Genomic DNA, 15,966 nt, shown 5'->3' with positions numbered 1-15,966 from the left:
AGCAATAAAACAGCAGTTTTATTGCTCGTAAATTGGGCATTTTTTGGTTGAACAGTTCTCATTACTCATCGCAACCTTAAGTTGCCAAAACCGCATCGAGTACTTGTTGTTCAAGCTGAGCAAAAGTAATACTTTTTTTACGCGGGCGCGGCAAATTAACTTGGAAACTTTGAGCAATCTGACCCTTATCTAATAAAATAATACGGTCAGCTAATTGCACTGCTTCACTCACATCGTGTGTGACTAAAATTGCAGTAAAGCCTTGCTCCTTCCACAAGCGTTCAATCAAGCTTTGCATCTCAAGCCGAGTTAACGCATCTAATGCACCCAAAGGTTCGTCTAGCAACAATATGCGCGGCGTATGTGATAGTGCACGGGCTAGGGCAGTACGCTGACGTTGACCACCTGAAAGCTGGGAAGGCCATTGTCCTGATTTCTCTTTTAAACCGACTTTTTCTAGTAATTCTTCTGCTAAAGCATGTTGCGATTTTGGTAGCCCAAGTTGAACATTTTGAAGAATATTTCTCCAAGGAAGTAAACGAGGATCTTGGAACATTACTCGAATATCATCATTCGTAATGCCTTCACGTAAATGTCGGGCAGATTTAAATTTGATTTCCCCAAAGCTGGCTTTTTCAAGTTGAGCAATTAAACGGAGTAACGTACTTTTGCCACAACCACTTCGGCCAACAATTGCTAAAAACTCACCCGGCTGGATGTGTAGGTCAAGATCTTCGAGGACCTTTACCTCGCCATAAAATTTATAAAGTTGCTCAATCAGAATCTCTGCACCTAATACAGGTTCTTGAGATTCTGTTGGTTCTTCCGGAATGAGCTGCACTTCATTCTGATTAATATTTAAATTCAGATTTGTCATGTTCTAAGCTCCCTTATTTCTGATATCCAGAGTGCCAACGTAGTAAATAGCGTTCCAAAAGCTGTGCTAAAACATCTGCCAGTTTGCCTAGTAAGGCGTACAGAAGAATACCGACCAGAACTACATCCGTTTGTAAAAACTCACGTGCATTCATGGTCATATAACCAATACCTGCTTGAGCTGAAATGGTTTCAGCAACAATGAGCAATACCCAAACCAAACCTAAAGCAAAGCGTAAACCCACTAAAATAGAAGGCATCGCACCCGGTAGAATAATTTCTTTGTAAAGCTGCCAGCGAGAAAGCCCATAGCTTTTGCCCATCTCAATCAATTGAGGGTCAACTGATCGAATACCGTGATAGGTATTAATATAAATGGGGAAGAAAACCCCTACGGCGACTAAAAATAATTTTGCTGTTTCATCAATCCCGAACCACAAGATGACGAGTGGGATAAGTGCTAAGGCTGGGATGTTACGAATCATTTGTAAGGTCGTATCGAGCAGGGTAGAGGCGAAACGCGAAGACCCGTTGAGTAGACCTAATAACAAACCTAAACCGCCACCAATCAACAACCCCAGTAAAGCACGCCCTGCACTCACTTTAACGTGCTGCCAAAGTTCTCCACTCACCAGTAGATGCCAAAAAGCGGAAACAACAGCAGTAGGTGCAGGTAAAATACGGCTTTCTAAAAGACCCGAACTTGAGGCAATTTGCCAAACAACCAATAGAAGAATAGGGAAAATCCAAGGCAGCAAACGCTGCCCGATTTGTTTTGTTCCACGTGAAACAACACTTTCAGCTTTGCTCATGCAGGCTCCTTGACGGGACTATTTTGCTTCTTCTCGTCTGGAACATAATTGTTGGCAATAATTTCACCGAATGGACCGGTTAAATTTGGCTGAGCAAGTTTAGCGCGAGTTTCAATTGGTAATAACGGGAATACTAACTCTGCAAAACGAATTGATTCTTCAAGGTGTGGATAGCCTGAGAAAATGAAAGTATCAATACCTAAATCAGCATATTCCTGAATACGAGCAGCAACTGTTTCAGGATCGCCTACAAGTGCTGTACCTGCACCACCACGAACTAAACCAATACCAGCCCAAAGGTTTGGAGATACTTCTAGTTTGTCTCGATTACCACCATGGAGAGCCGCCATACGTTGTTGGCCTACAGAGTCCATTTGTGCAAATTTTTTCTGTGCCGCAGCAATAGTCGCATCATCAAGATATTGGATAAGTTCGTTCGCTGCTGCCCAAGCTTGTTCGTTGGTTTCACGAACAATCACATGCAAGCGAATACCATAAGTTAATTTACGGCCTTTAGCCTCAGCTTTGGCACGAACATGTTCGATCTTTTGTTTTACGGCTTCAGGTGGTTCACCCCACGTAAGGTAAGTATCGACTTGCTCAGCAGCCAAATCGACAGCGACGTCTGAAGAGCCACCGAACCAAAGTGGTGGGTAAGGCTTTTGAACAGGTGGGTAAAGTAGTTTTGCATCATCCACTTGTAAACGTTCACCGTGGAATGTAAAAGCTTCACCTGTATGTGAGCGTGTCAAAATCTCACGCCAGATTTTTACGTATTCATTGGCAGTTTGATAACGCGTTGAGTGATCTTCATATAAGCCATCACCGCGTAATTCAGCCTCATCACCACCAGTCACTAAGTTGAGTAACACACGGCCATTCGACAAACGGTCAAACGTTGCAGCCATACGTGCTGCCAAAGCTGGTGTTGTTACTCCTGGACGTAACGCAACTAAAAATTTAAGGTGTTGAGTTGCATCAATTAGGCTAGCCGCCGTAATCCACGGGTCTTCACATGAACGACCTGTTGGAATAAGTACACCTTCATAACCTAAATTATCTACTGCCACAGCAATTTGCTTCATATAGGCATGGTCAACCTGACGAGCGCCTTTACTTGTACCTAAATAGCGACTATCACCGTGGGTAGGAATAAACCAGAAAATTTTCATGTGCATTACCTATATATCTATTGAAATTACTTGGCACCCCAAACAGCTTGTTTAATGCTGATTGGTTTAGGGATGATGCCTTGTTGAGTAAAGATGTCTGCAAGCTGCTGTTGTTCAGCAATGACTTTGCTGTTAAGTGGAGCTGCCGATGATGGACGTGGACGGCGTTTAATAAATAAGTCACTGGTCGCAGGTTTTAGGCCTGTGCTTTGGCCAATCGCACTTGCAGTTTCTGCTTGATGGCTTTGGACCCATTTGTCAGCTTGATTGATCTGCTTGATGAGTCCTGGAACAGCTTTTGGATATTGCTTAACAAAATTTGGAGCGGCTAAGTAAAAGGTATAGTTCGGGCTTAGGCCTTTACCAGATGCAAGAACACGAGCTTGGTCTTCTAGTTGTGCTGAAGCGTAGTACGGATCCCATATTGCCCATGCATCAACAGCACCCTTTTGGAATGCAGCGCGAGCATCGGCAGGTGTGAGCCAAATTGGGGTAATGTCGCTCCATTTTAAGCCTGCTTTACGTACGGCCTGTACAAGTAGGTAATGTGAGCTAGAACCTTTCTGTAGGGCAATACGTTTACCTTTTAGGTCCTTAAGCTGTTTTAGTTGTGAGTTTTTGGGAACTAAAATTGCTGAGGCCAATGGCTTGGCTGCTTCATAAGCAATGTAATATAAAGGCTTGCCAGCGGCTTGAGCGTAGACCGGGGGCGTGTCTCCAGTAACGCCAACATCGAGTGAGCCAACAGCTAAGGCTTCTAAAATTTGAGGGCCAGCGGGGAACTCATTCCAAGTGATTTTGGCATTTGGAAATTCTTGTTCAAATAGTTTTTGCTGTTTGGCAATCGCGAAGTTAATCGAACTTTTTTGAAAACCAATACGAAGTTCTTTCACTGTTGGGTCAATTGCCCAAGCAGGTGCTGCGATTGTTAAACCTAATACAGCGACCGCGCTAAAGCGCTTAACTAACTGAGTCCACTGACTCTTATTAAATAATGACTGATGTTGCATATTGATATCCTTGTTCCCTTAACACAAGGCACAGCATTTATATCGTTATTTAAGCTGTGCCCAAGCTGGGTTTATTTCAGTTTTAAAATGGCTTCTTGAATGGTGAGCTTGTTGGGAATGAGCTTTTGCGCGTAGAAGGCATCAGCTACATATTGTTGTTCTTGGGCTACCTTGTCAGATATTGGCTGAACTCCAAAACCCATACGTGAAATGGAAGTTTTGAGTACATCAAACTCAAGTGCGGTAGGTTTTTCGAGTAACTTGGCAGCTTTATCCTGATGTGAACTTACCCACTCAGTGGTCTGGTTAAGTGTCTGTACAACAATGTTGAGTACTTTCGGATTATTTTCTGCAAATTTACGGTCAGCTAAATAGAACTGATGATTACTCACCAAGTTTTCGCCTGTTGCTAAAACTCGGGCCTGAATTTGATGTTCAGCCGCTGCAAAGAACGGGTCCCAAATCACCCATGCATCGACAGCACCTTTTTCAAAGGCAGCACGAGCGTCTGATGGCGGTAAATAAACTGGTTGAATATCACTTAAGCTTAAGTTGTTGGCTTCTAAAACTTTTAACAATAGATAATGAACATTCGAGCCTTTGTTAAGAGCAACACGTTTGCCTTTTAAATCTTTAATAGATTGGATGGGAGAGTCTTTTTGTACCAATAGTGCTTCAGCTTTTGGCGCAGCAGGTTGGTTTGCGACATAGACTAAATTTGGATTGGCAGCCTGAGCAAAGATCGGTGGTGCTTCACCTGCTTCACCGAGTGAAACACTTCCTACGTTTAAACCTTCAAGCAATTGAGGGCCAGCAGGGAACTCAACCCATTTCACTTGCACGCCTTGTTCTTTTAATGCTTTTTCTAAGTCACCACGAGCCTTTAAAATAGGAAGAATCCCATATTTTTGGTAGCCAATATTTAAAGTTGTGGTGGCTTGTTCCTCTTTTTTGGCACAACCACTTAACATCATCACTCCTGCAAGGCTGGCCGCGATGACTGAATATTTTGCCCATGAAGTGGTGTTGAAAAGTGCCATGAGATTTCGTGCTCCCCGAAAGAGAAAAAGAAAAAATAATTGGATGAGCAGATACCCTAAATGGATTTTTATTTCAGAAAAAATAAGTATTCGGTCTTTATTTATGTAAAAAAAAGCTAAACACAATAGGCTATAAACTTATGCGAAAAAATGATTTATCTAATAGAAATATATTTAATGAATTGCGAGTAAGTTGATGTAAATAAAATAAAAAATATTAAAATCTTAAAAAAATAGATTTTAAAAAAAGTACAACCATAAATTAATCGTGTTTACGGTTGTATTTTTTGAACTAAGCTTATCTGAAATAAGAATATCTTAAAAATAGCAAAGGCTAAGGAAGTGGTTTTTTAAAGACTAAAGAATTTCTTTGATAGTTATAGAGTGCCTGACGAGCATTGGGTAAGTCATCAACAGTAACTTGATGAAAACCATGCTCCAAAAACCAGTGAGCTGTCCGAGTCGTTAAAACAAATAATTGACGAATACCTTGTTCTTTTGCTTTTTCTTCAAGGAATTGCAAAATTTGGCTGCCACGGTTCGATTTACGATAACTTGGATGTACTGCGACGCAGGCAATTTCTGCTGAACGTGTTTCATTAAATTCTGTTGGAATTGGATAAAGTGCAGCACACGCTAGAATCGTACCATCGCGTTCGATAACAGCGAACTGGCTAATCTCTTGCTCTAAACGTTCACGTGAACGATAAACCAAGATACCTTCTTCTTCTAATGGACGTAATAAATTCATTAAACCGCCCACATCTTGAATGTTGGCCATGCGAACTTCTTCATAATGCGCATCGGTAATCATGGTACCAACACCATCACGAGTGAACAGCTCTTCAATTAGTGCACCATCATAGGCATAAGATATGAGGTGAACACGGTGTACGCCTGATAAAGACGCTTTTTTTGCTTGTTGCAAATGTAAAGTAAGTGTTGGGCTAATGGTTTGGTATTGTTGAATATAGTAGTCCAGTTGATGTGGGCTTAATTCACGTAATATTTGCTCATCTTCATTCAGCAATCCTTGTTGCTCACCTAGAAAAATGAGTTTATCTGCTTTTAAGTAAGTTGCTGTTTTAGTTGCGACTTCTTCAGCTCTTAAGTTAAATACCTCACCTGTAGTGGAGTAACCTGTTGGTCCTAGCAGTACAATATTATGGTTGTCGAGGTGTCGATCAATCGCATCGGTATCGATAGAACGAACTTCACCTGTGAGCTGGAAATCCATGCCATCACGAATACCATAAGGTTTAGCAGTCACAAAATTACCTGATACCACATCTATGCGAGCGCCGTACATTGGCGAGTTTGCTAAGCCCATAGAAAGTAATGCTTCAATTTCAAGCCGAATAGAACCTACAGCACTCATGACACAGCTTAAAGATTCACGTGTGGTAATACGGCTGTTGTCATAAAAAGGAGTTTCGATTCCTTTTTCTTTAAGATTTTGATTAATTTGTGGACGTGCGCCATGAACTAAGATTAAGCGGATGCCAAGAGAATGTAATAAAGCAATATCGTGAATGATATGTTCGAAATTAGGATGTCGGACTGCTTCACCACCAAACATCAATACAAAAGTTTTATCGCGGTGAGCATTAATGTAGGGCGCTGAGTGTCGAAACCAGTGTACATAATGCTGGGTGTTATTATGCGACTTACTTTCAGGCTTACTTGGCATACCGATCTCGAATCAACAGCAAAAAGATATAAAGATGATTCTAAACAAAAAAGACTAAAGCCGCATGTTTTAGATAAAAAAACACCTAAATTGAAATTTGGGTGTTTAAATTTTTTTGATTAGTGAACAACTCTAATGATTTTATGACTTTGTTCATTCACTAATACGTAATTTCCGTTCACTTTATACCATTTTTGATAACGACCCGGTTTAGTCAATTTTTGGTGTTGACGATAGTCGATCACGTAACGTGAATGTCGATACTCATGCGGTACAACCTGACCTACTCTCCACGCATTACGATGGTCGTCTTTTTTAATCACTTTAACTGTTTTTACTTCATGGTTTTGATAGTTGCCATGATGATTATGATCATTTGGTGCTGCCATTGCTGTTGTTGCAACTAAGCCACTAAGTGAAAGAACAATCGCTGTTGTTAATTTTTTCATTGTAAACCTCGAATGATGAGTTAAATTTCAATAACTAAAGATTAGTGAACAATTGCAGATAAATCGTGGAGGCTAAGAAGAATAAATGTGAAAACTAATTGTGAAATAAGAAGAAATTAAGAAAATATCTAAAGTGAAAATATAAAAAAGCTTGTATTTTTAAGATAGATAAACAATAAAAAAGGATAAAACCCAAAGGCTTTATCCTTTTTTACTCAGCGATAGCGAGGGCCTATCGCCTTAAAAACCACGAATACTCACAATGCTATTAGAGTCTGTGTCGACTAAAATATAGTCATTGTTGATTTTGTACCATTGCTGATTACGGCCTGGTTTCGGCAAGTTACTGTCTTTATAGTCGACTTTATAGCCATTACCACGATAGTGCTGTGGCATAACATAGCCAGGCTGCCAGCGATGTTGTTTTAAGCGTTCAAAGCCACGTTCTTCGCGCATACGGCGTTCGTCACGGATACGATCTTCATCATGATCACGTCCAAATCCTGGCCCACGATCATTCCACTCACCGCGTGGCCCTCCACCTTTAGGTCCTTTGGGACCATGGCCTCGGTCAAAAGGAGGATCAGCAAAGCTCGCCATACTGGTGGTTAGTACGGTTATGCAAAGGGCTAAGATGGTGAACAACTTTTTCATGATGCATCCTCGTTTACATCTGATGTCTCTCATGTTGAATACTCTACGCGCAAAATGCAGAGAAACTGTGAAGATCATTTAATGGTTCAATTAAAATTACGGATAGATCAAGAGTTTTTATCAATAATAAAAAAGGCTTGTATATCTTTTCAGGTATAGGCAAGCCAGATTTGATGATTGGCCGTAATTTAATTTAGCTTTTTCATCTTTAACTTTTTAATCCTGCGCATCAATACTTTGACCATTGAGTGCCAAGCTGTCTTCACCCATTAAATAGAGGTAAGCAGGCAAGATAGACTCTGGTGTAGGTAGTGTTTTCGGATCTTCTTGTGGGTAGGCTTTCGCACGCATTGCAGTACGTGTTGCACCTGGATTAATGCAGTTAAAGCGGATATTTGGATAAGTATTCTCTGCTGCAAAAATTTTACTTACTGCTTCAATTGCAATTTTTGAGACAGAATATGCGCCCCACAAAGCACGTGCTTCACGGCCTACACCTGAACTGGTAAATACAACAGAGGCGTTTTCTGACTTTTGCAAAAGTGGTAATAAGGCTTGAGTGAGGGCAAACGGAGCACGTAGGTTAACTGCCATCACATCATCCCATACTTCTGTAGGATAATGTGCTAACTCTACACGTTCACCTAAAATACCGGCATTATGCAAAATACCGTCTAGACGTCCAAACTGCTTTTCGAGCGTATCGACTAAAAAGTCATAATCACGGTCAGAGGCACTTGAAAGCTGTAGCGGTAAAATCGCGGGTTGAGGTGCACCTAGACTCTCAATTTCATCATAAATAACTTCAAGTTTATTTAAGGTTCTACCATGTAGGACAACGGTTGCACCATGTAGGGCATAACTTAGAGCCGCAGCTCGCCCAATTCCATCACCAGCACCAGTAATTAAAATAATTCGATCTTTGAGTAGATCCGGACGAGGTTGGTATTCTGAATATTTCATTGGTAAACCTCCTTCTTTTTATATTGATAAAACGAATAGCCGTTAAAAAAGTCTATAAAACTCTGATGTTAACTTATCATACGCTGATTTTCCTGTAGAGCAGGAAGCTTTTGACGTAACATATCGTGTAATTCTGTCACTGTATTTACAATCGAATCGGCCTGCCATGATGCTAAATCATCACGGTGTTCGATAGGTAAATAGCCATAAGCTGCCAAGATGGTATACATATCGGCATTGCGACCAGCATCAATATCACGTGGATGGTCACCCACATAGATAATTTCATTTGCTGGGATATTCAACTGATTAGCGGCCAAATACATTGGTTCTGGATCTGGCTTGGTTTTACTGACATCTTCAGGACATACCAAAACTGCACAGCGTTCGGTCAGATTTAACTTTTCTAAAAGAGATTCACTTAATCCGCGTGGTTTATTGGTCACAATACCCCATGGAATTTGCTGAGCTTCTAACTCTTCTAAAAGTGGATACATGCCTTCAAACAGGTCTGTATCAACCACAATATTATTGCCGTAAATATCTAAAAAGTTTTGACGATGTGCCAAGAAAATTGGATTGGCTACATCCAACTCTGGATAGACTAATTTCACCATCGCACGTGCACCTTCAGAAACCTGAGTGCGAATAAGATCGGCTTCTACAACAGGGCGTCTTGCATCACGGCACATTTGCTGAATAATACGAATGAAATCCGCAGCTGTATCGATAAGCGTACCGTCTAAATCAAATAAAACAGCTTTCATCATGCACCTGTATTAATCGTATGAACCATATAGTTAACGTCAACATTTGGCGCTAACCAGTAATGCTTGGTCAGTGGGTTGTAATGTAGTCCAGTCATTTCTTTTAACGTAAGGCCTGCATTACGAATATCATGTGCCATTTCAGATGGTCGAATAAATTTATGATAATCATGCGTACCTTTTGGCAACATGCGTAGTACGTACTCTGCACCAATAATGGCAAATAAATAAGATTTTGGGTTACGGTTAATGGTCGAGAAGAACACATGGCCGCCCGGTTTAACCAGAGCCTGACAAGCTTTTACAATAGATGCCGGATCTGGAACGTGTTCCATCATTTCCATACAAGTCACCACGTCATATTGACCAGCCTGTTCTTGTGCTAATTCCTCTACAGGAATTTGACGATATTCAATATTTTGAACATTTTCTTGCTGAGCATGTAAACGGCCAACAGCTAGAGGTGCTTCACCCATATCGATGCCTAATACATCCGCGCCACGACGTGCCATGCTTTCGGCCAAGATACCGCCCCCACAGCCAACATCAAGTACTTTTTTACCAGCGAGACCGCCTGCACGTTCATCAATCCAGTTAAGACGTAGTGGATTGATCTGGTGAAGTGGGCGAAATTCAGAATGTTGATCCCACCATTTGGCAGCAAGTGCTTCAAACTTTGCGATTTCTTGTAAATCAACATTCAATTGCGACATGGTGCTACCTCTAAACTTGAGTTATCTTTTTGGATGTAGTTCGCCGTTAGTGTAGCGATTATTGGGAAAAAAGCGATAAACCCAATAAAAAACTTCACAGAAGCAAAACGAATTTAGCATATTTGTTTTATATTTAGGGCATAAGCTAATGCATAACAACTTAGAGGAAAAGCTGTAGCAATGAAAAAATTGGTTTTGGGTGGTTTGAGTGCAGCAATTATGGCCGTATCGGGTGGTGCAATGGCAGCAGATTTTGTTGCTGGTAAAGACTACACCGTGATTGCCAATCCAGGCAAAGTGGAAGTTCCGGGGAAAATCGAGGTTCGAGAGTTCTTTTGGTATGGATGCCCACACTGTTTTAAACTTGAACCGCATATGCAAACGTGGTTAAAACAGATTCCTAAAGATGTACGTTTTGTACGTACACCAGCTGCAATGAATAAAATGTGGGAACAAGGGGCGCGTACGTATTATACATCTGAGGCATTAGGTGTACGTAAACGCACGCATTTACCACTATTCCATGCGATTCAGGTGAACGGTCAACAAATTTTTGATCAGGCTTCTGCTGCGAAATTCTTTACTCGTTATGGCGTACCTGAGCAGAAATTTAATAGTACTTACAACTCATTTGCTGTGACTGCAAAAGTTGCCGAGTCAAATAAACTTGCTCAACAATACCAATTAACAGGCGTACCTGCAGTTGTCGTGAATGGTAAATATGTCGTGCAGGGTGAAGATGGTAAAGTCACTCAAGTTCTTAATTATTTAATTGAGAAAGAACGTAAAGCAAAATAAGTTGTTTAGGCTTTACTTCAAAAAAATGGGCTTCATGTGAAGCCCATTTTTATATTTAATTTATCGTTAATTATCACGAAATAATTCAATTAATTTTGCTGATTTTCATCTTCAATCTGAAAATTTAAAACATCAAAATTAGCTGTTTGAGTCGGCAGTGATAATGCCTGATTAATATATAAATTAATTAATTTTTGGCGAGAACCAATCGAACGCTGGTAATACGTAGAATTTAAAAGCAGTGATGCACCATAAGTCAGTGACCAGATATAAGACAAATAGTCACGAATCGACATATCATAATTCAATGATTTTAAATAATTTTCGGTAATATCTTTAATTGCTAAAATACGCTGTTGACGAATTTCATAAAGCTCTTCGAAAAGATGCTTCAACTTAGACTCTGTCATCGTCAGATTTTCTTCAAGTTGATGCAATAGAATCGTTTTCCCTGGTGCAAGTAAATGATGAAGCATGTAATGAGGAGCATATTCTTTAAAATCTGTATTATATTTTTTAGAAATTTCTAAAATTTGCTTTTCATTTTGAATAATGAGCTCAAGTAGAAGCTCATTTTTACTTCTAAAATGCTTATAAAGTGTGCCTTTAGCAATATCTAGCTCGGCCACTAACTCATCTAGAGTAATTTCCTGATTGTTTTCTAATAACAACTTTTCTGCCACGCTCAGAATTTTTTCTTTACGCATCAAAAACTGTGTATGACGATCAAGATTCATAGGTATTCCCACACCAGTTTGGCCTAACTAATAGTTTACTTCCTGTAAAAAAGAAAAAGACTTTTCTCGAAATTTTTAGCCTTTTTCTTTCTCTCTTTACGTATTACCACATAACCTGTTTTTTGTCATTTGCCGCTTCTACCGTTCCCAGTTTGCAATCCCTCTAAAGAGTAGGCGAACTTGTGTAGAAGCATTTTCAATAAAAGCAGTTTGTTGCAGCTTGAGCTGTTCACCTTGATATTGTTTCGATAGGTTGAGCCACGTCATTGCCCATGTAAATGACATATTAGTCAAAATGGTAGATAAGACATTTAAGTCTTGAGGATTTTGAATATGTTTAAAATTTTCGAGTTTCGTAAGATCAGTTGTTAGATCTTCAATCAGAAATTCGATTTCTCGGGCAATTGCTGCACGAACCGTTTCTGAGCCTCCCCAACGTTCAGCAATCATAAATTGCCATTGCTTAGGGCTATGATTCACCGCCTGCACAAATAGCTCAATACTGGTTTGGGTTTTAGCAGATTTATGTTGTAAATAACTTTGACCTAATTGATGTAAAACGCTTTTTAAATGTAGGGCAACTTGGTCAACCAGTTCTTTGCCGAGTTCATCCATGTCCTGAAAATGACGGTAGAACGCTGTCGGTACTAAACCTACTTCACGTGCAACTTCACGCAAACTGATACTACTGAACGAACGCCCAGACGTGCTTAGATGCAAGGCTGCATCGAGAAGTGCCTGACGACTTTGCTGTTTTCGTTCATCCCGTATCGACATTAAAAGAACCTATTTAAACCGTGAGCCAAAGTCTAACAAAAAAGAGCAAACTTTCATAAAAAAAATAGTGAACAAGTGTTGACTGAGTGAACAGTTATAAATATAGTGTACATATGTTCACTATACGAACATGTGTTCACTCAAATAAATAGCCAGATACAAAAGAGGAACGTATGAACGCAACACTTAGTTATCAGCCACATTGGGTTCGAGAAGATTTCGTTGATTTTGTCTTGCAGAAAATTAACGTGACTTGGGCGTGGAAAAGGGTACTTGCAGAAGTTACTGCAGTTCAGCCACTTCATACCGATATGGTGCTTATCAAGCTTAAACCGAATCGTAATTTTAATTTCGATCAGGTCCGCGCAGGTCAAAGTATTCTGCTGACTTTGCTCATCGATGGCGTTTACCAACAGCGTAGTTATTCAATTATTGAAGTGACTACTCAGGGTGAAATCGCTTTAGGTATTAAAGTACAAGGTTTGGTGTCTCGTGCAGCTCAACTATTACATGTGGGTGAGTGTGTTGAGATTTCACAGCCACAAGGTGATTTTATTTTGCACCAAGGTCAGCATCCTGCGATTTTGATTGCGTCAGGAAGTGGTATAACTGCAATTTATTCACTCTTGCAGCAAGCTTTAAAACAGCAACTTGAACAAATTCATGTCATTTATTTTAATCGTGCGGAAATTTTTCATGCTGAATTAAAAGTTTTGGCAGAACAGCACCCACAGCTTCAATATCACTTTTTTAATACCACCGAGCAAAAACAGCATTTAACTGAAAGCTTACTGCAAAAGCTGGTTCCAGATTTTGAGCAAACAGCAACTTATGTTTGTGGTCATCATGGCATGATGCAGCAAGCCAATGAAATTTATGCACAAAAAGGTGCTCAGTCGCAGCTTCATCAAGAGTATTTTCAGCCACTTCAAGTGACTGGTACACATGTAGCACAGCCTGTTATTTTCCGCCGTGCTCAACACGAGTTTTTAGCTGAAACAAATTTACTGAGCAGTGCAGAGCAAGCTGGTTTACGCCCACAACATGGTTGCCGTATGGGTGTCTGCAATAAATGCAGCTGTACCAAGGTAAGCGGAGTTACTCAAAACCTGTTAACTGGTGAAATTGAAGATCAACCGAACCGCCCAATTAAACTATGCGTGAGCCAGGCATTAAGCCCAGTCACAATTGATCTATAAAAAGAATTAAAGAGGATTAACCTTATGAATATGGCATTAGAATTTTCTACTGTTTCTAAATCTGCTCATTTAACACCTGAACAGACTGAAGAGTTTGGTCGCCGTGTTGAGCAGATTCGTCAAGACGTTATGCAAAGTCTTGGTGAGCAAGATGCAAAATATATCTACAAAGTACGTAATTTTGTTCGATATACCGAAATCGCATCGCGTGGCATGTTGATGTTTGGTGGTTGGATTCCGCCAGTCTGGCTACTAGGCACAGGCTTATTAGGTATTTCTAAAATTGTAGAAAACATGGAACTTGGTCATAACGTCATGCACGGTCAGTTTGACTGGTTAAATGAACCAAGTCTGAACGGTAATACTTACGATTGGGATACTATTGCATCGGGTGATGACTGGCGTGAAACACATAACTATGTGCACCACACCTATACCAATATTGTCGGTAAAGACCATGATGTCGGTTATGGCATTTTGCGAGTAAGTGATCAACAGAAGTGGGAACCCCGCCATCTGTTTAATATTCCCCTCGGTCTACAATTAATGTTTTTCTTTGAGTGGTATGTAGGCGTGCAAAACTTACATCTTGAAGATGCATTAGTTTATAAAACCAAGAGCTGGAAACAGGTTTGGAAAGATTCGGCTAAAGTCCGTAAAAAAGCCACACGCCAAGTTTTAAAAGACTATGTGTTTTTCCCTGTGATCTCTGGCCCTATGTTTTTACCAGTTTTTGCAGGAAATGTAGTTGCGAATATTATTCGTAACTTGTGGTCATCTGCGGTGATTTTTAATGGTCACTTTACTGAAGATGCAGAAACGTTTGAGCCTGATAATACTGATACCGAAACTAAGGCCGAGTGGTACTTACGCCAGATTCGTGGTTCAAGTAATTTTAGTGGTACAGAATGGCTACATTTTATGAGTGGTAACTTAAGCCATCAGATTGAGCATCATTTATTTCCAGATATGCCAGCTAACCGCTATAAAGAAGTAGCACCGAAAATTAAGGCACTTTGCGCAGAATATGGCATTCACTATAACGAGGCGAACTTTATGCGCCAGTTCTGGAGTGTATGGGTACGTTTAGCGAAATGTTCACTGCCAAACCATACCACTGGAAAAGTAATGCAGACATTAGAAAAGTTAAAAGCAAAATTTAAATTTGCATAATCTCAGTTAATTCAAAATAGCTCCTTTTTAGGGGCTATTTTTATTTCTGAATTATAAAAATTGCAGACTTACATTTGAAAGTAGGGAATAAACTCAACCTGTCAAAATCCTTTGCTATACTATGCCCAAGTTTGTATTTAAGAGAAGTTAGGAAGGATTATGCGTATTGACCAACGTGCATTAGACCAATTACGTGAAGTGAAAATTACACGAAACTACACCCGTTATGCTGAAGGTTCTGTGCTGGTCGAATTTGGTCACACCAAAGTCCTTTGTACTGCAAGCATTGATAACTCAGTGCCACGCTTTTTAAAAGGCCAAGGCCAAGGCTGGGTAACGGCGGAATATGGCATGTTACCACGTTCAACCCATTCACGTTGTGACCGTGAAGCGGCTCGTGGCAAACAAACTGGTCGTACTCAAGAAATCCAACGTTTGATTGGCCGTAGCTTACGTGCGATGGTTGATTTGAAAAAGCTTGGTGAAAACACGATTACTATCGACTGTGATGTCATTCAGGCTGATGGTGGTACGCGTACTGCTTCAATCACTGGTGCTGCTGTAGCATTGGTTGATGCGATGAATGTTCTATTGTCTCAAAAGAAAATTAAGCATGATCCGCTTAAAGGGCTGGTTGCTGCAATTTCTGTCGGTATGTATCAAGACGAAGTGTTGCTTGATCTTTGCTATGAAGAAGACTCGAACTGTCAAACTGACTTAAATGTAGTAATGACACAAGCGGGCGAGTTTATTGAAATTCAAGGTACTGCCGAAGACAAACCGTTTACCCGCGCTCAAAGCAATGCCATGTTAGAAATGGCTGAAAAAGGGATTGCTGAGCTCATTAAAAAGCAACAAGAAGCTTTAGGCTGGTAATTTTACGCTTTCTGAAAAACGCATCTTCGGATGCGTTTTTTTATACCTTCATCAAATCGACATAAAAACATCACTTGCCTGTCACTTTTACGCTTTATTAGTAGTTCGCATTTAAACCGTTTGGGAAAAACCAATGCGAAAACTTTCAATTTTATTAATTACATCTTTAGCACTCATGCTCAGTGCTTGTAACGATGATAACGACTCAGATAATTCATCGCCAACAACACCGCCTACCAGTAATTGCAAAATGCACTGTG

The 15,966-nt window shown here is 40.2% G+C and carries 18 protein-coding genes; 4 read left to right on the top strand and 14 right to left on the bottom strand.

What is annotated here, in order from left to right; genetic code table 11:
* Positions 1-76: 76 nt before the first annotated feature.
* The 11 genes from MKL51_RS20060 to ubiG form a co-directional block, all read right to left on the bottom strand.
* The gene (locus MKL51_RS20060; protein ID WP_014208026.1) at positions 77-877 is read right to left on the bottom strand and encodes an ABC transporter ATP-binding protein; all 801 of its coding nucleotides are present in this window, start codon (positions 875-877) and stop codon (positions 77-79) included.
* Between the two features lie 13 nt (positions 878-890).
* Entirely contained in the window at positions 891-1,688 is a 798-nt protein-coding gene (gene ssuC, locus MKL51_RS20055) for an aliphatic sulfonate ABC transporter permease SsuC (protein WP_002120785.1), read from the bottom strand.
* Positions 1,685-2,860 carry an FMNH2-dependent alkanesulfonate monooxygenase gene (ssuD, locus tag MKL51_RS20050; RefSeq protein WP_017482368.1) on the bottom strand — a complete coding sequence of 392 codons (1,176 nt, stop codon included), beginning with the start codon at positions 2,858-2,860 and terminating at the stop codon, positions 1,685-1,687. The genes ssuC and ssuD overlap by 4 nt, the downstream gene beginning before the upstream one ends.
* Positions 2,861-2,886: 26 nt before the next feature.
* A complete protein-coding gene (locus MKL51_RS20045; protein ID WP_001164677.1) occupies positions 2,887-3,870 on the bottom strand; it encodes a sulfonate ABC transporter substrate-binding protein in 984 nt (327 codons plus the stop codon).
* Positions 3,871-3,941: 71 nt separating this feature from the next.
* Positions 3,942-4,910, bottom strand: coding sequence for a sulfonate ABC transporter substrate-binding protein (locus MKL51_RS20040; protein ID WP_017482367.1), 969 nt, complete (start codon positions 4,908-4,910; stop codon positions 3,942-3,944).
* Between the two features lie 334 nt (positions 4,911-5,244).
* Positions 5,245-6,600 carry an amino-acid N-acetyltransferase gene (gene argA / locus MKL51_RS20035; protein ID WP_017482366.1) on the bottom strand — a complete coding sequence of 452 codons (1,356 nt, stop codon included), beginning with the start codon at positions 6,598-6,600 and terminating at the stop codon, positions 5,245-5,247.
* Between the two features lie 119 nt (positions 6,601-6,719).
* Positions 6,720-7,049: an RcnB family protein gene (locus MKL51_RS20030; RefSeq protein WP_017482365.1), complete on the bottom strand. Its 330-nt coding sequence runs from the start codon at positions 7,047-7,049 to the stop codon at positions 6,720-6,722.
* A 240-nt stretch (positions 7,050-7,289) separates the two neighbouring features.
* The gene (locus tag MKL51_RS20025) at positions 7,290-7,703 is read right to left on the bottom strand and encodes an RcnB family protein (RefSeq protein ID WP_009387402.1); all 414 of its coding nucleotides are present in this window, start codon (positions 7,701-7,703) and stop codon (positions 7,290-7,292) included.
* A 216-nt stretch (positions 7,704-7,919) separates the two neighbouring features.
* Positions 7,920-8,666: a YciK family oxidoreductase gene (locus MKL51_RS20020; RefSeq protein WP_002120710.1), complete on the bottom strand. Its 747-nt coding sequence runs from the start codon at positions 8,664-8,666 to the stop codon at positions 7,920-7,922.
* A gap of 68 nt (positions 8,667-8,734) precedes the next feature.
* The gene (locus MKL51_RS20015) at positions 8,735-9,436 is read right to left on the bottom strand and encodes an HAD family hydrolase (RefSeq protein ID WP_080613005.1); all 702 of its coding nucleotides are present in this window, start codon (positions 9,434-9,436) and stop codon (positions 8,735-8,737) included.
* Positions 9,433-10,146, bottom strand: a complete 714-nt coding sequence (ubiG, locus tag MKL51_RS20010; RefSeq protein WP_005804826.1) for a bifunctional 2-polyprenyl-6-hydroxyphenol methylase/3-demethylubiquinol 3-O-methyltransferase UbiG — start codon at positions 10,144-10,146, stop codon at positions 9,433-9,435. Before ubiG ends, MKL51_RS20015 begins: the two co-directional genes overlap by 4 nt.
* 180 nt (positions 10,147-10,326) lie before the next feature.
* Here ubiG and MKL51_RS20005 point away from each other — a divergent pair, with 180 nt between their 5' ends.
* A complete protein-coding gene (locus MKL51_RS20005) occupies positions 10,327-10,944 on the top strand; it encodes a thiol:disulfide interchange protein DsbA/DsbL (RefSeq protein WP_005804825.1) in 618 nt (205 codons plus the stop codon).
* A gap of 89 nt (positions 10,945-11,033) precedes the next feature.
* Here the strand turns inward: MKL51_RS20005 and MKL51_RS20000 are convergent, their stop codons facing one another.
* Both MKL51_RS20000 and MKL51_RS19995 read right to left on the bottom strand, forming a co-directional pair.
* The gene (locus tag MKL51_RS20000; protein WP_002120773.1) at positions 11,034-11,681 is read right to left on the bottom strand and encodes a TetR/AcrR family transcriptional regulator; all 648 of its coding nucleotides are present in this window, start codon (positions 11,679-11,681) and stop codon (positions 11,034-11,036) included.
* A 138-nt stretch (positions 11,682-11,819) separates the two neighbouring features.
* Positions 11,820-12,458: a TetR family transcriptional regulator gene (locus MKL51_RS19995; protein WP_002120796.1), complete on the bottom strand. Its 639-nt coding sequence runs from the start codon at positions 12,456-12,458 to the stop codon at positions 11,820-11,822.
* A 173-nt stretch (positions 12,459-12,631) separates the two neighbouring features.
* On the opposite strand from MKL51_RS19995, the gene MKL51_RS19990 reads away from it, so the two are divergent.
* The 3 genes from MKL51_RS19990 (at position 12,632) to rph (ending at position 15,706) form a co-directional block, all read left to right on the top strand.
* Positions 12,632-13,657: a ferredoxin reductase gene (locus tag MKL51_RS19990; RefSeq protein WP_017482363.1), complete on the top strand. Its 1,026-nt coding sequence runs from the start codon at positions 12,632-12,634 to the stop codon at positions 13,655-13,657.
* 30 nt (positions 13,658-13,687) lie between these two features.
* Positions 13,688-14,830 (top strand): fatty acid desaturase family protein, encoded by a 1,143-nt coding sequence (locus tag MKL51_RS19985; RefSeq protein ID WP_080591783.1) that lies wholly within the window; start codon positions 13,688-13,690, stop codon positions 14,828-14,830.
* A gap of 159 nt (positions 14,831-14,989) precedes the next feature.
* Positions 14,990-15,706 (top strand): ribonuclease PH, encoded by a 717-nt coding sequence (gene rph, locus MKL51_RS19980; protein ID WP_002120794.1) that lies wholly within the window; start codon positions 14,990-14,992, stop codon positions 15,704-15,706.
* A 111-nt stretch (positions 15,707-15,817) separates the two neighbouring features.
* Here rph and MKL51_RS19975 read toward each other — a convergent pair whose 3' ends face one another.
* On the bottom strand, positions 15,818-15,955 hold the full coding sequence (locus MKL51_RS19975; RefSeq protein WP_001176441.1) for a hypothetical protein: 138 nt from the start codon (positions 15,953-15,955) through the stop codon (positions 15,818-15,820).
* Positions 15,956-15,966 lie beyond the last annotated feature (11 nt).

The sequence above is a fragment of the Acinetobacter sp. AOR18_HL genome, assembly GCF_027855145.1.
Lineage (GTDB): Bacteria > Pseudomonadota > Gammaproteobacteria > Pseudomonadales > Moraxellaceae > Acinetobacter > Acinetobacter pittii.
The sequence above is the reverse complement of the archived record's forward strand: the minus strand, read 5'-3'. Positions and strand labels throughout refer to the sequence as shown.